Genomic DNA, 20,338 nt, shown 5'->3' on the forward strand with positions numbered 1-20,338 from the left:
TTTGACAACATTTCGACAACTTGTTAATGTATTGTTAATCCTTTTTTAAGAGGAAATATACGTGAATACAACAATTCTGAAACAGTTATCGCTTTTATCTCAAGCATTATCTAAGCCACTTCACACACAATTATTGAACTATTTAGAGAGGCGCTACCCAAAATACGAAAGCTTTAAAAACTTGCAATTATTGAATGTTTATGCGGCTTTTATTTTCTCTCAAGGCAAGCTTAACTATAGCGGCATTGAGATACTTAATGATGAAAATACGTTTAAAGCTCATACAGATCAGTTTATTGGTTTTTTTTATTGCGAATCTAACAACCTATCTCTCGCTTCTAAAAGAAATTTGGCGTTTCGTCTTCACCGTATGATGTGCGACCTTGCGAAAGCAAATCATATCCATATTACGCCTCAATCTATTGGTGTCGAAAAGATAAACGATTACGTACAGCACTGCATTGAAAGCTATCAATCCCTTGAGCGTAATGAAGAAAAACTCACGTATTTAAACGGCTGGTCGGTGACATCACAAGAGCGTAAAGCAGTTCTTGTCGATCTTGATTTTCTTTATGTGAAATACAAACAAGCTTTTACCGACAAAATTCATGATACCCTCAACCGGTATGGCTTAACCCAAAAAACAAAATCTCTAAGAGGTAATCTATTTAAAATTAAATCTTTGCTTGAAACGACCTCGACGCTTGATATGAAAGCAACGGTGGAAAGTTTTGAGTTATTGCTCAGTGAAAAGTATGTGCAATCGACATTCTATAAAGCGTACCAATTGCAATTTTCTGAATGTCTGGTTAAGGGCAATGACCCAGTATACTTTAATAAAGCATTTAATGACTCACTTGATATTTATACCTCTGTGTTTATCAACACAAAGCTTTATCCTGCACCATTAAAAGCGTTTATAGCCCCTATAATTTTAAACGTTAAAAATCCGCCTAGCTTCTCAACAGGCGGTAAAACCAGTGAGTTAGAGAAAATGCGATGGTTTGCTGATATCCCTTTGCACATCAAAGATGAGCAAGCCATTGCGGTGATAGAGGCTCGTATTGAACGAGACATAAATATATTGAAAACGGTATTCACCACGCATTTTAATCAATTAAAACAGCGACAAGAGCGAAATAAACGCTTTATCGATAAAGGTATAGTGAAGCCTATTAAGGGGAATTCTGGTCCTCGTAAAGGCAGCAATACAGGTAGTAAAGCTTATGCTATTGGCGAACACCACTTAGATAACACCATTGCAACGTTCTATAAGTATGGCATTAGTGGCTATAAGGGTTATCAGTACGGAGTGTTTCTAGGGTTCGAGGGGAAAAACGAACAGCTAATCGAAGAGCTAAACCTATCAACGAATGCCACGCTGTTTACTTTAACTGCCTTACTTGTCATTGAGCACCCGAAAATCACCCCGTCTTGGCTGCAAAAGCTGCAATTGTTCAATGAAAACGGTAAGTTAACAGGTTATAAAAAAGTCGGTGAGCAGTTTATCTTAACCAGTGAGAAAGCGCGTAGAGGACGAAATTTAGCGCAGCAGGATGTCATACTCAATGAGTTTTCTAAATCCATCGTGGACTTTATCGTTCAACACACACAAATAGCCCGACAGCATTTAAAAGCGATTGGTGATCCTAATTGGAAGTTTTTGTTATTAACATGCACATTAAATAAGGCTGTGAATCCAAGTGTTCAAAGTCAATTATACAACCCCTTGCCACTTGTCAGAAAACGACTAAATGATAAAGCAGCGTTGCCACTTGAATATGATGTATCAGCACAAGAACTCGATATCATCGCCAGCATCACCACGCACAGGACAATTCGTCGTCATCGTGGACTGCAAATCTATCTCAAAACGCGCTCACAAAGTGCCGTGGCTGACGCGCTTGGTCATAAAGAAGTAAATCAAGATTTACTTGATACCTACCTACCTAAACCTTTAATGGACTTCTTTACCGAACGTGTTATCAGGCAGTTCCAAAAGGCAATCATTTTTGAGGCAATGAAAAAATCACCTTATTTGCTGGATGCTGTCAATATGACATATCAAGAGTTAGAGGAGTTTTTGGAAAATCATGGCTTAAATGACCTCCCAGATTTAAACGCAGCCACGTTTGATAAAGCCGCCTCACAACAAGCTGAACAAAGTATTTTCGATAGCGTGGTGTTGACTGTCACCGTGCCAATATTTCAGTTGTTGATGAGCATTAAAACAATCATTGATAACGACAATGATGCATCCCGTTTTAATGAGTTAGTCCAACATTGGTATCAATCAGCAACCTATCTCTTTAAATGCATTGAAATGCCTGGCTTTGATGATGACGACATCTTGGACATGTACGAAGAGGCGAAAAAATCACCTCTAGACCACACCATCATAGAGGGAGTGCTTTCATGCTAACCGCGGTAGATAATCTCGCTTATCTTGAAAAATTGACCAATGATATCGTGAACAACCCTGAAAAACTTAATGGGATGCACGTAAACACGCTTTCTCAATTAACCAACTATGCAGTTGCAACGGATGATTTTCGCGTCCTTGCTTTACTGACAGAAATTCACACGGGCATTCCAATGGAATCTGACTCGTTGCCCGAATGGTGGTTATCAAATTTTCATGACGACATTTCAAAAATACATTTTAAGCACCAAAAAAAGGTGAAAGAAATCCGCTGGTGTGACATCACTTTAGATGATAATGAGCCGCTAACCAGTGAAAAACACCAACCCTTACTTAATGCCTTTAAACACTGGCTAATCGCGTGTGATAACCCGTTAGATAATGGCGGTAAGTTAACAAGCTCTAAAAGCGCTGCGAGGAAATATAGTCATATTTTGACGCTCATTAATACCATTTTACTCAATGGTCAGGCGTTAAAGTTATCGCAATATCATTTAGAAAAAGTCAGCGAAGCATTTTGGCTCAATGTGCTATTAACTATCGGAGAACATGCAGGCTCAATTAGTACCGCTTTATACCAAACCCATGATCGCATTAAGGCGTTACTGGATAACGTTGAAATTTCTATAGAGGAAGTCAACGCATTTAAAGCAAAATACCCCTATGTGACCCGTGACATTGCCAGCGATGAAAACACTCTCAACCTTAACGATAGAGTCAAAGCCTGCTGTTGGCTACATCAGCAACGATATTATGCAAATAAAACACGCGACAAATTTGGTCATCGTAATCCTCAAGGCAACAACACCATTCTCACGGCAAAACTTTTTGAGGGAAAAATCCTGACCGGTACAATTCAACTCTCCCCTTTTCCTGAGTTGGCATTAAAGCCCACCCCACTTATGTCTGAGTATCAAGCTGTTCCAAATCAAGATAAGGGCAATGGATGCTCAGCAAAGGATATTCAACCATGGCATCATGCTATTCAACTGATAAACACCAATATCGATAAACACGATGTCAGCACATTTTCCCCTGTGACCAGCAAGGTATCCGTTGATGCGGTACAAAGCTTAACGACACTGCGTAACCAAGGACGTACCCGCACCTTACCGCCTGAGTTTGTGTTTGATTTATTTAGAAATAGCTATGAGCTATTGGAAGATTTCTGCCCTGCACCTGATACAAAAGAGGTGAATTTTTTCGACAACCTACTTGATGTATTAACAACAGTCCACTCAAAATCGACTGCTGCGTTCTCCAACACTCACCGCCCTTACCCTAGTTCAAAGGCATTTAATGAGGCACTTCACCGTGATTTACCACAAACTGAACTCGGACATTTTCTTAAATTTAATGCGATCGATTTAATCCATCCTGATTTTAAGCAAAAAGGCATAACACAATTAGAGGGACTACCTGCAAGTGCTGAAAATCGTCATACTCGGATTCGTCATAACGAATCCATGCTTGAGATTTTCACTGTACTACAGGGCGCAATTCAATTAGTGCTTGGCGCAACTATAGCAAGACGACAAGGTGAAATGGTTCAACTGAAACCTTTCGGCAACCTTGTTTTTAATAGCAGGAAGGGGCAACGCACAACGGATGCCAGCCCCTATATTGAAGACAGTGATAACTGGCACTTACGCTTTAAAGCCAAGAAAACAGGGGTAAAAGGGGAAAACATAACCATCGATAGACCGGTACCTTTATCTGTTGCCCGATTTGTGTACCAGCTCGAACAGTTTAATCGGCAAGCGATTGAGCGCGGTATCGCGACAAAAAACGCTCTCGCTTTATTTAATCACATTGATACGCAAACCTTTCAACTGAATAAGCGTAATAGTAATGGGTTTAATGATGCATTTGATGCGCTGTGTGATTATTTTGAAACCGCAATCGTGGAAATGGATAATGGTGAGTATCGTCGTCACTACGTGAGACAGCACCAGTTAAGACGCTTCTTTGCTTTGGTGTTCTTCTGGTCAAAAAACTATGAAAACATGGAAGCACTGCGCTGGATGCTTGCTCATTCCGATTTAGAGCACTTACACAATTACATTACCGAGTCAGATACAGGTGGCGTACTTAACAGTGCTAAAGCGAGTGTTATCGTACAAAGTGTTATCAGTGATAAATCACAGATTAACAACCTTGATGAAGTCGAACACTTACGTAAAATCCTAGCCAAACGACTGACAGGTAATGCTAACAAAGCACTGCATATTCGCACGCTGGATGATGCTATCTATGATTATGGCGATGAAAGTGAACACAGCACAATCCCCCACATATCACAACTTCAAACCGAGCAAGACCTTGAGAACGAAGTATTAATGTTACTCGAAAGCGATATTATCAGCCTAAATCCAGAGTTTTTTACAATCAAAGATGAAAACGGAGAAGACATCAAAACTTTCAACCTTATATTAAAAATTAATGAGTTAGAGGCTGAATAATGAATCAAGAGAAAAACCAACTCAAAGTCATAAAAACACGGGACTTTCTACAAGAAATCATTCGCTCACCGAAAACGTTCCAAGAAGATACCGCATTAGTCAAGCAATTGAAGTCGCAAGGTGGACTGGCAAAATTTGAGTGCAGTGAACGTAATATTGAACCATGCAGCTTAAATACCTTTAAAACCAATGCTGACGAGGTGATTCGTGGAGGCTTTGATGCAATCGATGCGCTAAGAAAAAACGCTGTAAACGCGCTTGAGTTTGAAATTAAGGGCAAAAAGTCACGCAAAGGTAGCCTGAACACACAAGCTGGACAAAAGAACCGTATTGCTGAGCAAAAAAAGGAAATTGAAGCGTTACAGCGAGAAAATATGTTATTGACTGCCTTGCTGCGCGAAGCCCGTTCAAAAATGAAAACATTAGCATCACACAAAGGCACAGAGGAAGCGCGTTGGGAAGCCTATCTGGATGCTAACCACCAAATCCAAAACGTGAGCGATTTATATTTTGATGGTGAGATATGATAACTAACACGCTAAAGGATATGGAGTTTTGGCTACATATAGGTGTACCGAGTCACGCTAGGAAGATAAACCCTATTGATGTACCATTCCTAAGTTATTCCAACTATAAACCATGCCTAGAAGCCAATGCTTATATGCATCATTTAGTCGTTCAGAAGCACCTTAAAGCAACCAGCATTAGAACGTATGCAGCTAAAATCGTCCATTTAATTCGATTTATCGAAACGCAGCCAATGTTGAGTCGATTTAGTCAACTGACAGACAGTTCGTTTACGCTTTTTATCCAGAATCTAACATTGGAAGTGAAGCCCAATGGTGAGCCTAAACGTTCATCAACTGAGGTCGCCAAAATCGGTGAAACGTGCATTCAGTTTCTTCAATTTGTTCAGTCATTCCATGACTTAACGCACTTCATCGGACAAGATGAAGTCAATGCCATTACCGTACTAGAGAAAAGGCACTCAATCTTGATTGAGGGACGAAAAGATAAAAAAGAAGTCATCACCATCACGCATACTTCATTGCCAAAAAAAGGGGCTGTTAAAAGTCGCCATCCTGTTAGCAAAGAAGATGCGCTCAAAATTTGGCAATACATCAACACTCAGAAAAAAGACCTGTCTTTTTTCACAGACCCCAAAGCCAAACGACTGGCAAAACGAGAGCAATACGATAAGCGAATACGGGATAAAGCCATCTATGTGTCAATGGAAATGCTTGGTGGTCGTGTGAGTGAGTTACATTCGCTGAGGTATAGCGATTACCTTGCAGCGAGAGAAACGGGAAAACTCAAAATAAAAACCAGCAAGAAGCGTAATGATGAAGATAGTCATCGTTACTTACCTGTCGATCACATACTTTTAGAGCAAATAGCTAACTATACCGATGTGAGAAAACGGGTGATGAAAAAGTTTGGCGTTAAGCACGACTACCTCTTTATTTCTTTAACTAACGGTAAACCTTTTAACGCTAAATCTTGGACAAAATACATCAAACAATGGGCTGACGAACTAGGGATTACAGGTCAAGTATCACCGCACTTATGGCGACATGCGCGTTTAACTAACTGGATGATAGATCGGATTCTTGCGTCAAAAGAAATCAACAGTAAAGACGACTTTAGAAAGAACGTGCTTCACACCATGCAATTTAAGAAAGAGCTACAGCAAATTTCAGGTCATGAATTAATCAGCTCTCTTGATACGTACCTTGACCTTGCTTGGGAGTCTCTGCATGGCTATACCAAGGTTTACAATGCAGCCTCACTCAAAACTACTGTAGAGAGCATGGAACGAGAAATAGAGTATATTGAGGCGCAAATAGAACGTAAAGAAATAACGCCTGTACAAGCGATTCAGAATATAAAATCGGTTATGACTGCCTTTAAGAAAGACATTAGTGAAAGTCTTGAAGTAAATTGAAGCCACTTCAGGGAGACTAATGACCACGAGAGAGAACTACCCAACTACTTTCAAGCTTTCTGGTAACCCCCCCTTCATACGACTTCACGTAACAAGGACAGAAGTGAGTCAGTCAAGAATGAGCTTATTCTTAACAAAAATGAGTTACGAATTTCAAAAAATATAATATCTTGGATAACCTCAGCGACTACAAATACATTCAAATTCCCTACAAACCAGTAACCAACGTTACTCATTTACTACGGCGTCGTTGATCAAAAAAAGTTTGAACGAGTTCTAGTTCTAACTCTGTGTGTGGCCTAATCACAACTATTCTAGTTGAGAATTCACTAGATAAATTAGCGAAAAATACCGTTATGACAATCTAGTTGGAAACTTGAATATAAATAGGAGCTAAAAATCGCCCCTAAATACAATCAACTTACCCCTCATTTTGAGAAATCTATAAATAAGAATAAGCATTATCTATTAATTTAAATTTTTTATTTACGGATTACTCAATAGGATATTGTTAATTACACCGCTATCATATGGGTATCGACTAGCATCTAACGCAGTTAATATCTTCATATCTTCATCTAATTTTTTCAAGTCAATGTTTGCTTCCTTTAAGACACAAGAAATCCTTTCAAGCTCAATCTTATTAGTAATAAATATTTGGATTAAGCGCCATACCTCTACAATATCATTACTAACTTTGGAGAATATCTCATTAATTGTAGGAGAACTACACTCAGTAAAAAGAGAATCGTTTTCAGACAAGCCTTCCCATATAATCCTTCTAACGACTAAGTGAGTAAAAATAGCATTAATCTCTTCCCTATCAATGAAGTAATTAATCTCTCTCATCTCATTACAGGCTTCTAATAATTCTTGATACAATAACCTTCCCGAATTATTAGATATTTTATTTGATTCATCATATAAATAATCTAAAATCCCTATTCCCAAATATAAAAATGATAACAAGATTTTATTAGCTGTAGTACTTTCAGTATACATATCATGATTATCATCAGTCGGATATCCTATCTCAACAATGTCTTTCACTGACTGTAAATTAATCCATGTATTTCTCCAAATTTCATCTGGATTACTCTGTTGAGATATTGGGTATGAAAAAGAATACGCTGACATAGGGATACTATTTTTTTGATTCATAAACATAGTAATATTGCTTTTAAGTGTATTGCTTTTTATCTCTTCCCAAGATTCAATACTAATCTCCCAAGGTTCAACAAATATATTTACATTAATACTTATGTCATAACCCTTCCATAAATAACGAGATAATAGAGCTTTATAGCACCACTCCTCCCAGCTTACTAAATCAACAGGAGGCAGAGACCATAGCCTTCTTGCTGACTCCTGTAATACTCTTCCAATTTCATCAATTATGACGCTATCTAAATATGATGAAGAAAATAAGTCAGATTCATTACCTTCTTTTTGAATTAGTATATTTCTCATTAGCCATATAGACCAACGCAGTAGAAGTGATGTCGAATCATCTCGTTTACTTAGTAAAAGGACAACAGCTTTAACTAGCTTAGCAATATAATCTTTGGTCTCGATTATCAGTTTTTGTTCAGGGTTATATCGTGGTATGGATTCAGATGCATTATTTATACTTCTATACGCAGAAACAAGTAACAATGGGAGAATTGAAGATTTACACCAACTACCATCCTCATTAAAAGTTGATGGTGCAGATATTGCTATGTCAGCCCATGATTCATATTTTATATCTAGACCGACAGTCCACAAAAGTGACTCAATGAAAAATGGATTAGGGCAGGATGATATTAGCTCAATGAACTTCCGTTTATCTAATTGAAATAGAACTCTAAATATAATTTTCTCTTCTTCGTAGGCAAGCTCACTATTTCTAAGACCCCACCATAATTGTTCTAATTTATTTTCTTCCCTATTCCAATATGCAATATTATTATTTCTTGCTTGATTAATACGGTCAAATTTAGAAGGCAGGTTATTACTTGATAAAGCACCAAACGCATTTACGGCTAAAGCAATAAATGAACACTCTTTACAATAATGATTATCTATCCCATACATAATAATATCGAATAAATAGTTTTCTATATACCAAGAGTTATGTGATACCTGTTTTACATACTCCCAATTAGCTAAAGTCGGATCACTTGATAAAGAGAGAGAACAGACATAACCAATCATGAGATCTTGATATTCTTCTTGTCTATTCAGATTTAAAGCTTCTGATATTTTATATGCTTCTACTCTCAACACCTCAGTTGTCGCAACTTTCTTCTCAATACAAGAAAATAAAACCTTTAACTCTTCAGAAAATTCTCTAAGTTCATGGAGTTCAACACTAAGATCTAAATTATCATTATTATATGTTTGATTTTCAATGTACTGCTTTTCCCTTGGCCATTTAATTGTCATTGTTTTTTTTACCTATTATAGTGTCGCCCTGCCATGCAAGTTCAAAAAATTCAATTGCCCCATGTTTCTCAGCATCCCACCCACGGGTTACAGCACTTACTTGAGAGTGAAAGCCACCTACGGTTGCTCCAAAGTGCCATAGTTCATCATCAATAACAGCAAACCTATCATGTATATAATTGAAGTGGGTTAGTAGGGTGAACTGTATATTTATTTGGCACTTATTACTTGCGGTTCTATCTACATTTATCATCTCCGCAAGTTCATCAAACTGTTTATTTATATCGTCATTAATTATTGAATCTTTGTTATTACAACTAGTTAATATACGAATATCTCTAGCATCCATTGAGTCATTATAAAACCAGTTTTTTATTTTATCTAAACGACTTTGCTTAGGCTCTTTATCTTTATCTGGATTGAAAAAGTATGCATCAATAATGAAAATACGTTTCTTGGCTTTTGATATCTCAAAAGAAAATGTATTCAAATGATTTACATCTTTAGAGCTATTCCGAACTTGTATAGCCTGCATATCTGGGAATTTACTCAAATCTCCATTACTTTTATCCCCATAGCCTTTTTGAGCAGCCCACAACATTTCATTTTTTAGTTTATCAACTGGAATGGGCGGAGTAGTAACCTTGACTCCAAAACTAGGTCTCATTATTCGCCCACCATTAGCTTTTTTGTTTATTGTAATAGCTATCAAAACTCTCTGATTTTTTGTGAATCCTTGAAAGTTCTTCAAGAATAGAGTCTGGATCAGGAAGTTTTATTATCATTGATGCACGATCACCAAGAGTATTAAGGGAATTCCCCATAAACCAGACCTCGTCATCAACAACTAAGAATCTATCGTGTAGTTCAGGCTTTTTACCTGGTAAAACATTAACTTTTAAGTTAATTTCATTTCTTATTTTTATTAACTGGTTCTTAAAGTCATTGATAACATCAATACTTTTAAATGCTAGCCCTGATGTAAAAATTTCAATCCCTACAGAATCAGAATTAACGGCTAATAAAAACTGTGGCATTTGAAGTATGCCAAAATATGGATCTGCAATAATAACTCTTGCTTTAGCTCGCCCAATTTTAGATTGAATAAATTTTATGGCCTCAATCCTGCTGTCTTTTCCAAACCACTTTTGATCAGCCTTCTCTCCATTTATCTTGTTATCTCGCAATGCTGAAGCCTTTCCAACTCGGAAATTTACATTAACTGGAACTTGATCTTTACCGATTGTACGACTTTGTAATGGGCTTACTTTGTTAACCCTATATTGCGTTTCGGGTGCATTTGATGACTCACCTATTGGAACCCTGACTTCTCTAACCTCATTTACAATATTCATACCAAAGTTAATGCTTCTCATAAAGCCAGAGGCTGGAAGTGACGTTAAGACTCCGTGTATAGGATGAGTAACTACATATCCATATTTCCCCATACATGTGCCTTTCTTAATATTAACGATCCCGTTATGGGGAATATCAATTGTCTCAAAACTGGTTAATAAGCTTGATTGCTCATCAAAAGTAGTTAATTTTAATCCATCTAATGTTTTTCCTGGTCTAGGTACAAAACGATAAAATATTTGCTCTTCGTTTGACTTGGAAATGAGAAAGTTTTCTACATTCTTAATAATCGGGTCCAAAACAATAAGAGCAAAACTTCCAAGGTATTCAGGATATTTTTTAAGATTTATATTTAGACGTTTGTTTATAAAGTTTACAGCTTCATCATTGTCTAAAAAAGATTTAAACCCTAGCTGAGAACCAAATCGGCGATGAACCCTTGCCGAAGTGTTGCCAACAAAAGGGGAAGGATGTGTCATGCGCTCTCCATAAAAGAGAGAGTTTTTAAGAGGTAATCCTAATAAAGGCCACACTGGATCATCTATAAGGCTATCAACCAAAATTGGAGAGCCATCTACCGAAATTCTGTCTTCTTCCATAGATGGAATTGGTGTTTTTGGGCTAGTGTCGAGGCTTCTATACCAATTAATTGCTTCCTTGGCCGTCATTACCAATCTTCTATAATATAAATTTTCAATTTTCTTTCTTATTGGGAAAGTCTCTACACCAGACATTGGAGCAGGTTTATTTCTACCTTTGGGCAAGAGCTTTATCGTAGAAAAAACTGGAAAGCTCTCCTGCTTACCCCTCACTGAAATTGTAGCCAAGCGTACTTCAGCCCACTCAAAGTCTTCTAAAAATTGTAATTCACCTATACTCATGAGCACCAGAACTTAATATATATGGTTGATAATATTAAAATATATTATAAAACTTATTAGGGTTAGAGTGTAGTTAATATGTAACGTTTAACTAACATTGATTACGTTCTTAAGATTTCACCTGAATAATCGTTTTGGTTGATTGAGTTCAACTCACCGTTATATAAGTGAGAATGGAACTGAGAATGATGTACCGTGTAATTTCATTGTGACCTTCAACAAAACTACGATACCTCCGTTTCAGCTATCCATTCTGTCTTTAGATATCTAAGAAAGTGAAGTGCTATAGTAATTTGGCAATCAAACTCGAGTACTATCTGACTATAATTCCACATTTACAGAATTAATAAAACTTTCGGATGGTACCCAAAAGCCAACTATAACTCAGGAATCATCGGGTATAACCCAAGTATTCCTCTTGAGGTGTTCTTCGTTCACTCCAACGTCCGGTGTATCCGTCAGGTCTTTGCCTCACCTCAGAGTGAGTTAATACTAGTCTTCGTTTGGCACGCGATACTCCCACAAAGAAGGCGCAGCGATTTGCACCCTGATCACCAAAAAAAATCTCATTTTCAATTGCCATCATGATCACGGAATCGAATTCAAGGCCTTTGCTTTTGTGGATGGTTAGAATCCTGACGGCCTGGTCATCGGAAAATCGGCTCAGTGCACCCAATAAGTCCTCTTCAATTTCCCTTAATTCATTTATACGGGCATGAGTTTCGGCTGCCACTTCTTTAAGCCGCACTTTCGACTCGTAATCTGGTGATAATGATGTAACAACCTTAAGACCGACGAAAGTCAGAAAGTTTAGAACACTCTCCCACCAAGAATAATACCTATCTCCTTCAGCATTCTCCTGAACAATTTCTCGCCTTTGTTGCTGAATGAACTGACCAAAAGATTGCTTAACACTAGATTGGGTATCTTCATCCTCAAATGGTGTCAGAAGCTTAGACAAGCTTCCCCAAGCGTCAGGGCAACGCCCCCCGTAGAGGCATTGAAGGTAATCAACGATGAGTCGGGCTAATGGCTCTGTAGTGATATCTTGCATCTGCTGTTCATTGCGATAAGGGATTCCTCGAGCCTCAAATGCGTCCATAAGTGGAGCTGCGTACAGATCGAGTTGCTTGGAGACTAATATGGCAATTTCTGAGGTGGGCAGGCGTTCATCCCTGATCCACTGTAATACCGTATCAGCTATCCATTCAGCTTCATTACTACAAGTGTCAAAACTCAACGAATGCATTTCGCCTTCATTACCGGCTAGTTGAGCATCTGGCATTACAGATATGGGATCCAGAGTACGAATTATCTCGTTCTGTAGGCGAAGTAACACAGGCTGAGATCGAAAGTTTCGATACATGTTCAGTGGCCTTGCCCCAAAATCTCTGGAAAATTGCAAGAAAATTCCCTCAAGTGCTCCTGCCCACCCCATAATCTTTTGCTTTGTATCACCAACAGCTGTAAGACGAGTACCTGTTCCAAGGAATGCTACTTTGACCAACTCATACTGCAAGTTGGTACAGTCCTGAAATTCATCAAGAAACACGTCGCTATATGTCTGCCTTATTGCGTTTCTGGCAATTTCTGAACTTTGAAGAATTTTGATTGCTAAGGGGACTAAGTCAAGAAACAAAATCTGCTGATGAGGAATTTTTGTCTCACCAATTGTATACCCAGCAGTAAGCGCATCATCACCTGAAAGTACTACCCTGAATCTATCAATAATGCGTTTAGCAAATGCATGAAAAGTGTAGCTATCGAAACGAGAACCAAGCTCAGTGCCACAACGCCGCTTCACTCTTTCTCTTAAATTTTTGCTAGCGTCTACCTTGAATGAAATAGCAAGAATTCGTTTAGGGTATCTTGATACACCAGTGCGCAGCAAAAAATCAGCCCTTTGCGCTAGCATCTCTGTTTTCCCTGCTCCAGGTCCTGCAGTAAGAGCTAGTGATTGGTTCTGCTCTGTTGCAGCAATTTGAGCATTCGGTTCTAGCTGTAACCCATCAGACGGACGCCAAGAATCAATTGATATCACTCTGGTATAGCCTCAAGACGTGTTTTGATACTGTCCGCTAAACGAACCAAGGAGTCAGGCATGCTATCGAGCAAGTCGCTATCAGATAGTTTAGCGAAGGCTTCGATATGTGATGCGGGTTTGCTACCTAGTTTAAACAGTTGGTGATAAGTGCCAAAAAGCCTTAACTCATCGGCTGTGTATTGTTCAGAGTTGAAGTGACTTTTACCTAAAACAGCTTTAATCGTAGACTCTTCAGGTTCTTCCTCTTGCACACCGTAGGCTTCAGGGTATGAAATTAGCATCGCAAAATCTAAGTCCATCGGAGATGAATAAAATACTCCTTTTGACTCCAACTCTTGGAAAACACTTATGGTCCCATTGTTGAAAAAGTGGTGTGTTCTTATTGGGATCTTAGGCTCGTTCCACTTCGGTATAGGGGAGAAAACATCTGATAGTTTATTTGTATCGGAATACTTGGCGAGTTGCTCAGAGGCGTACTTAATTCTTCCCCAGCCTGCTTGATAGCGAGCTACATCAAGGTCCAACAGAGTTAGGTACGGTATTTCCAATGCTGATAGAAGTCGCCAGAAATGGTTCACATGTCGTCCACCCAGTGGGGCTACAGTAATCGCAGACTCATCAACAGGTATACCTTTCGCTGCTAGAAGTCTAGGAAGAACAATTTCTTCGCTGTCACCTTCGCCGAGTACGACTAAGCGAGAGAAGTATATTTCTGGAAAGGCTTGTATTGCTTGCCGGACAAATTTGTGTGCCTCATCAGTTGTAGGAGGCATTTGAATATGCTTCACCTGAGTGTTACGAGCAGAGTTAAGTCGAAGGTAACGAATATCTTCAGGCTTGATACGACGTAGCATCGACGGTGCGTGAGTGGCTATCAGCGCTTGAGCATCGCCACCTTTCGTCATTTCTACGAGCGCATTAACTATGCGGCCAAGATAGTAAGGCGAGAGGCTGTTTTCGGGCTCTTCTAGTGCAACGATAGTAAAAACTGGTGGCTTAAGTTTTTCTACGTCAAACGCAGTATCCTCACCGCAGAGGGTGGCCTTGTTTACTGTTTGAGATGATAACACTAAGGAGAGGTAAAGCATTGATTTTTGTCCATCGCTAAGGCGAGAGAAATCGATGAACCCCTCATCATGTCCTGGTCCGAAAGAAATCGACGTATGTCGCAACAAAGCTTCTATTTCTGATGCGACAAATGTAACCTTGGGGTCTTTAAAGAAGTTGCCTTTATGCAGTTTGTTCCACGTATTTGTAAGACCTTGGCTTAGAGCCGCAATAGATGGATTACCAACCAAACTATCGCTTATCTCTCCTGTTAGCCTTGAGATGGTTTCTCGTTCATTATCCCACTGAATAGAGCGTAACATTCTGCCCAAAATAGCATTAGAGCCGTATGTAACGTGCTCCGCAGGATCGCGCCTAGCTGGAAGATAATGAACATGGATGTGATTGCGCTCGCCACGTGGAACTTTCGCACTACTTAGTGGTGAGCCATCTGAGTTTACTTCTAGCACATAATCAAGTGTTTCTTCGATATCACCATCAATCCCCATCGTCGCAGTAAGGCGGTATCGTACTCGCGGAAGGCCATCAGGATCGTCTAACCTCATATGACCAAAGTGCGGAGCTACAGTGCTATTATCATTGCCCTCTACAAGTTCAGGAAAAATGAATTCAGATTCGATCCAAAGCATGCGTTCTTCAGGAGCTTCTTCCTCCCCTAAAGGTACGTGAAAGTCTGAGCGCTGAATTCTACGCATGGAAGGGTTGAAACCGAACATGCGACTCAGAGCCAATAGCGCAGCTGTTTTGCCTGAACCATTTGGACCAATTAAATAGGTCATGTCATCGAGTGTAAGAGTGGTTGGTTCTGGCCCGAATGATTGAAAATTCGATAGCCGGACAAAACTAAGCTTCATAATCAGTCCCATTAAAATCTTGTATGGATCAATTAGTAGTAAACGTCCTATCGATTTAGATAGGTCTTTCCTCCTAAACTCATAACGCTATTTAGACGGCTAACCGTCGCGTCTGATGTTCTATTCGCATAATGCAACTCTTACATCATTTTAATTTATAATCAATAGGTTAGCGGTTAAGTTGTGAGCTTAGATTGTTCATTGACGTTTATTTTCTTTATGTTCTGAATTCGGATAATTTTTGGTAGGTCAAACGAACTTTAACTAGTCCTTCTAGTTACTGTTACAGCCCACAATGTATTTGTAAGTATTCGTACTTTAAATACTTTTTGACTAACAATTTAGGCAATGATACATGCATTTTGTATGGAAAATTATGACATTATCAACATTTTCTAATATTAATCTCACCATTTGAAGGATTTACAAACCAACTGACCACTAATTATCCAATAGTCTTGAGTTAATTATTAAAATTAATCCAAAACCAAGTTAATGCGTATTTGATCTAACTTATAATGTGGCATAAATGAGTCAGTGAAGAGCTCACTGACTCTGTGATCACCAATCGATTCTGTCGTACCTTAACTACCAAGCGACTATTTCGTTCATTTAGTTGCCCACAAAATTAAACAGCCTAGTAAACACTTTGTATTAAGATTAACGGTGATACTTTAATTAAGAAAAAGCAGCAATCACTCGCTCTCTATATTGCCCTAATTTGATATGTTCAGATTCTACATATATCATTTCGCTACTACTGTTAGTACTATTTGACACTTCGTCTTCCCAATCAATTAAAATTGAAGAACAGACACTATCTGTAGTCGTACTACTTTCAGTTGCTTTTACATTCGTGTTACTAATGATGTCTTCGACAGGCTGCTCAACATCGATATACAAACAAGATTCTGGTATATCTTGCTCTATACGCTCAGCAAACTCGACCAAGTTTCTTTCAGCAAATGTATAAAGCCATGCATCTTGATTAACGCTATTCGTTACACGCAAAATACGCCCCAAGACCTGTCTAAAATATAACTCAGTTTTAACAGCACTTATGTGACAACAAACTTGAAGTCTTGGTATATCAGTACCTTCACTAATCATTCCCACACTGACTATCCATTGTGTTTTATCATTTCTAAAACGTTGAATTTCTTCCATTGGAGATTGATGGTGATAAGTAACGATAGAAACAGTTTGCTTAAGTTCAACATCTAACAACTTTTGTATCCATTTAGCGTGTGATACTGAAGCTGCAACAATCAGCCCTGCTGCATTCGGTGTTCTTTTTCTAATCTCGCAGAGCTTTATACAAGCCGACTTTAATATATAGATAACAGCAGCCTGATTATGGATAATCGATTGATATGACGCTTTTGTATGTTGAAGTAAGTCAGCAATTGATGAAAATGAGTGACTAGATTCATCTTTAATCGATAAACCTTCATTATCAACCAATACTATCTTAGGCCGACGACAAACATTATCGTTAACCGCTTGATTTAATGTATATTGATAATCACAAACGAGCATTCCTTCAGGATCAGAATATTCCGCCATTGCTATGGGTAAACGATCAGAGCGCCAAGGCGTACCTGATAGCGCTAATGTATATTTAGCTAGTCGCTGTACTTTACATACGACTTGCTCTCCCCATGAATTACTTTTCCCATCTTCGTCAAACGAACAGTGATGGATTTCATCAAACACGACAAAAATTCGATATTTCTTTAACGTTTCCCAAAAGGAATCATCAAGATATTTGATGCTTTGGTATGTGTACGATGCTCCTAAAGTTCCTAAGCCCCCACTAAACGCGCATGATAAATAAATTGAAAATGTCGCTTTGATCCCCTCTGCTACTGCAGAAGAAGGCGAAAAACAGAGTACTAAGTCTATTTCATCATTATCCAATAATGATTTGGCGACATCCGCGGCCATGATTGTCTTTCCAGCACCTGGAGTCGCTTGGCAAAAGAAGTGAGAATGTCCATTTATATATTTCTCTAACGCTTTATTTGCACATTCCGACTGCCAAAACCTCAGCATAGGGACACCTTATTATTTTTCACCTGCAAACGATTTGTTAACGCATTTACTTTCCCCAAAAGTTTAGCGGAACGTTCTTTAGCTGTATCAAAAAGCGGGATCAATATTTCCTCATCATAAGGGAAACGATTAAGTAACGATTGGTATTCTTCTACTTCACCCAATGTAATTGCGAGCTCAGCCTCACATTCCTTTTTTTCTTGAACTAGGATTTCGATAATGTTGCCAACACAATTTGGTGATTTTACTTTTTCATCACTTTTTGGCGCAAAAGATTGAGCTCGAAATTTATCTGTTATTGAGTAACGTTTATCTCTTCTTTTGCCTAAAGATGTTAGCCATCCATTTTTTTCAAACGATAGAAGTTGTCTATAGACATATTGCCTTGCTTCTTCTTTATCAGTAAACGACACATCTTGACTCAGTAGCGCATCTCTAAGCTCTATCACCGAAAAATCATCCATCTTTCTTTCAATCAATAGGTTAAACATATGAGAATTTATTTTGATGATTGTATTCATGTGTAAATTTAGACCAATAAAAACTTAGGATTGCTAAGTATACAAAAATCAGTAAAACTTAGACAATCTAAGTTATCTATAGGTTTAAAAGAAATGTCTAAGTGGAATACAACAACCCCATTCCAGCGAGGCTCAAAGCTGCGCGTAAAAAAGCAAAAATCACCCAGAAGGATTTAGGGGTGAAGATTGGTATGGAAGAAAGCTCCGCAAGCGGCCGAATGAATCACTATGAAAAAGGGCGTCATGTACCAGATATTGGTACTTTGAAGCGTATGGCAGAAGAGCTAGGTGTTCCACTGCATTATTTCTTCTGTGAGAATGAATTAAGTGCAGAACTTGTGTGCGCCATTGAAAAACTGAGTGATGAAGATAAAGCTGCGTTACTTGAAAAGTTGTGTTCCTCTAATTAAAAGGATATTTATAGGATATTTAAAATATGAATTTAATGAATAGATTATGAGAAAAGATACAGTTAATAAAGTTGCCTCGACTGCATTATCTAACTTTGTAAGAAATACATCACCAGAAGAAAAAGAGAAAATATTCAAAAAAATTCTGGCAGTAGTTTGTGATACTCAAAATAAAACTATCGCTGAAGCCAAAAAACTCTCAAGCCGGAATAGTTAATGCGAGAGTACCATCTCATCAAACCTAAGTAAGAAGTATCTATATTAGGTTTGTATTTTGAGCTTAGTGTTAAAAAGTCTTAGTTACTTGAAGGTAATACACTTTGAAGGTATATAAACAAAGCACGTACAGTAAGGTTAGGCTGAACAACAAGCGACCCAAGACATAAGCTAGCCATGGAAGCTAGCTCGATGTTGGACAGAAACGTGTTAGTAGGTTTGTTCTATTTTGGCTGATAGATATTAGGAAAAGTAAGGGTAACGCCCAATTAACGTGTGAGCAACGCAATACCGAAGCTGCCTCATGCAAACTTAAACACTAAACGCAACGCATAGCAAAAATGCCAAGCGTTGCGAATTATTCTTAAACAATTTTTATATTTTTAGGCGACTTTAGCCTTAGGTGGCTTTTGAATGTGATCAAGAATTGAATGATACATACCCTTATAGTCATCTTCCACAACTTCGAACTCTACAACTTCAACGTTAAAGGATTCTAAGAGGTCCTTTTTCTCTAGCGGAATACCTTTACTGTCATAGAAGTAAACTTTGTTGTTAACTAAACCATCAGCATAAAATCGAGCACGTTTATTAAGCAACCACCAAATATCTGTTTCACTGTAATCTAACGAGAAACCGAGTATGTGAACATCGCCACTAAAGAAAAGATCGACCCATGATGTTTGACAGTATTCGTTTGAAGCTAACTTTTCAAGCATTGAATTAACGCAAACTGTATCACCACTAACCTTATGAAAGTACTTACCTTTTACGTAATTATCTAGTTTACTGACCGAACCGCAGTAATGGTCAAGACCGAGCATTATTGACTTTGGATGGTCAATTTCACCATGTATGTTCCATAGTAACTTTTCACCGCTAGCAGTTTTATAGCTACGCTTTCGGCGTAAACTATAAATGTCTTCAGTGCTCAATTTCTGTGGACTACAATCTATAGCCTGCTCGAAGGCATAGTCGTAATTAGTGGTGATATAGTCAGTAAAAGGCATCTCAGCTAGTAGTTCGAATATTTCATTGGAACCCTGTGACTTCATAGCATCTGCGATATGCTGCTTTAACTGCAACTCATCTGATTTTTCGCTTACCTCTGGTTTGTGCTTTTCCAAAAATATACGTTCGTAGACCATCGTATTTGGTAGATCCTGATGGTCGAATTGATTTTCATTCTTTAAATTGTTTAGTAAGTCATTCCAACTGACTGCATTATCCGAAATCCGATTCAGACCATTTCCAAAAAAGACTGTGTTTTTCATAACTTTCCCAAAAAATATAACGCCCAATTAAGGTGTGAAGCACGCGACCACGACACTTAATTTGACCACCGTAAACAATGAACTCAACCCAAACCAAAAATGCCAAGTGTGCTGAATCACTCTTAAATTATTTGTTGAACGAAGCCGCTGCGCGGCAGAGTGAAAGCCCATAAGCTCGACTACGGTAAATATACCTTTAAAAAAGGAATATTTATCATGAACAAAGCACAGCAACATCGTTCAGATTATCTTTATGAACAACACCTTACCCATCTCACCTTGCAAGGTAAACGCCCCGCTACGATTGATGCTTATAGTCGTGCTCTACGTCGCATTACCCATCAACTGGATAAATCGCCAGACACGTTAACTACCGACGACCTGAAACGGTATTTTACACAAC

General features: G+C 38.4%; 15 protein-coding genes. 7 read left to right on the forward strand and 8 right to left on the reverse strand.

The genetic code is table 11. The annotated features are described in order from the left end of the window. Positions 1 to 61 precede the first annotated feature (61 nt). The 4 genes from C9J46_RS18770 to C9J46_RS18785 are packed head-to-tail and all read left to right on the forward strand — an operon-like array spanning position 62 to position 6,829. On the forward strand, positions 62 to 2,422 hold the full coding sequence (locus C9J46_RS18770) for a hypothetical protein (RefSeq protein ID WP_107291359.1): 2,361 nt from the start codon (positions 62 to 64) through the stop codon (positions 2,420 to 2,422). After that, positions 2,416 to 4,884, forward strand: coding sequence for an integrase (locus C9J46_RS18775; RefSeq protein WP_107291360.1), 2,469 nt, complete (start codon positions 2,416 to 2,418; stop codon positions 4,882 to 4,884). Before C9J46_RS18770 ends, C9J46_RS18775 begins: the two co-directional genes overlap by 7 nt. After that, complete coding sequence (locus C9J46_RS18780; RefSeq protein WP_107291361.1) at positions 4,884 to 5,411, forward strand: hypothetical protein; 528 nt, start codon at positions 4,884 to 4,886, stop codon at positions 5,409 to 5,411. The genes C9J46_RS18775 and C9J46_RS18780 overlap by 1 nt, the downstream gene beginning before the upstream one ends. Then, positions 5,408 to 6,829 (forward strand): tyrosine-type recombinase/integrase, encoded by a 1,422-nt coding sequence (locus C9J46_RS18785; RefSeq protein WP_107291362.1) that lies wholly within the window; start codon positions 5,408 to 5,410, stop codon positions 6,827 to 6,829. The genes C9J46_RS18780 and C9J46_RS18785 overlap by 4 nt, the downstream gene beginning before the upstream one ends. A 486-nt stretch (positions 6,830 to 7,315) precedes the next feature. Here C9J46_RS18785 and C9J46_RS18790 read toward each other — a convergent pair whose 3' ends face one another. The 7 genes from C9J46_RS18790 to C9J46_RS18820 all read right to left on the reverse strand — a co-directional run bounded on the left by C9J46_RS18790 (position 7,316) and on the right by C9J46_RS18820 (position 18,035). Next, complete coding sequence (locus C9J46_RS18790; protein ID WP_107291363.1) at positions 7,316 to 9,256, reverse strand: hypothetical protein; 1,941 nt, start codon at positions 9,254 to 9,256, stop codon at positions 7,316 to 7,318. After that, the gene (locus tag C9J46_RS18795) at positions 9,246 to 9,923 is read right to left on the reverse strand and encodes a hypothetical protein (protein ID WP_146144672.1); all 678 of its coding nucleotides are present in this window, start codon (positions 9,921 to 9,923) and stop codon (positions 9,246 to 9,248) included. The genes C9J46_RS18790 and C9J46_RS18795 overlap by 11 nt, the downstream gene beginning before the upstream one ends. 13 nt (positions 9,924 to 9,936) lie before the next feature. Then, positions 9,937 to 11,493 carry a VPA1262 family N-terminal domain-containing protein gene (locus tag C9J46_RS18800; protein WP_107291365.1) on the reverse strand — a complete coding sequence of 519 codons (1,557 nt, stop codon included), beginning with the start codon at positions 11,491 to 11,493 and terminating at the stop codon, positions 9,937 to 9,939. A gap of 391 nt (positions 11,494 to 11,884) precedes the next feature. Beyond that, the gene (locus tag C9J46_RS18805; protein ID WP_107291366.1) at positions 11,885 to 13,534 is read right to left on the reverse strand and encodes a UvrD-helicase domain-containing protein; all 1,650 of its coding nucleotides are present in this window, start codon (positions 13,532 to 13,534) and stop codon (positions 11,885 to 11,887) included. Then, positions 13,531 to 15,471, reverse strand: a complete 1,941-nt coding sequence (locus C9J46_RS18810) for an ATP-dependent endonuclease (RefSeq protein ID WP_370444990.1) — start codon at positions 15,469 to 15,471, stop codon at positions 13,531 to 13,533. Before C9J46_RS18810 ends, C9J46_RS18805 begins: the two co-directional genes overlap by 4 nt. 666 nt (positions 15,472 to 16,137) lie before the next feature. Beyond that, positions 16,138 to 17,514, reverse strand: a complete 1,377-nt coding sequence (locus C9J46_RS18815; protein ID WP_107291367.1) for a DEAD/DEAH box helicase — start codon at positions 17,512 to 17,514, stop codon at positions 16,138 to 16,140. Then, positions 17,508 to 18,035, reverse strand: a complete 528-nt coding sequence (locus C9J46_RS18820; protein ID WP_107291368.1) for a hypothetical protein — start codon at positions 18,033 to 18,035, stop codon at positions 17,508 to 17,510. Before C9J46_RS18820 ends, C9J46_RS18815 begins: the two co-directional genes overlap by 7 nt. Before the next feature lie 101 nt (positions 18,036 to 18,136). Between C9J46_RS18820 and C9J46_RS18825 the strand changes: the two genes are divergently transcribed. Further along, the gene (locus C9J46_RS18825) at positions 18,137 to 18,445 is read left to right on the forward strand and encodes a helix-turn-helix domain-containing protein (protein ID WP_107229542.1); all 309 of its coding nucleotides are present in this window, start codon (positions 18,137 to 18,139) and stop codon (positions 18,443 to 18,445) included. A gap of 46 nt (positions 18,446 to 18,491) precedes the next feature. Then, on the forward strand, positions 18,492 to 18,662 hold the full coding sequence (locus tag C9J46_RS21565) for a hypothetical protein (protein WP_158259622.1): 171 nt from the start codon (positions 18,492 to 18,494) through the stop codon (positions 18,660 to 18,662). 382 nt (positions 18,663 to 19,044) lie between these two features. Here the strand turns inward: C9J46_RS21565 and C9J46_RS18830 are convergent, their stop codons facing one another. Then, on the reverse strand, positions 19,045 to 19,935 hold the full coding sequence (locus C9J46_RS18830) for an SIR2 family protein (RefSeq protein WP_107291369.1): 891 nt from the start codon (positions 19,933 to 19,935) through the stop codon (positions 19,045 to 19,047). Between the two features lie 216 nt (positions 19,936 to 20,151). Between C9J46_RS18830 and C9J46_RS18835 the strand changes: the two genes are divergently transcribed. Then, on the forward strand, positions 20,152 to 20,338 hold a 187-nt coding region (locus tag C9J46_RS18835; protein ID WP_199190655.1), incomplete at its 3' end, for a phage integrase N-terminal SAM-like domain-containing protein.

Source organism: Photobacterium sp. GB-36 (assembly GCF_003026135.1).
Taxonomy (GTDB): Bacteria; Pseudomonadota; Gammaproteobacteria; order Enterobacterales; family Vibrionaceae; genus Photobacterium.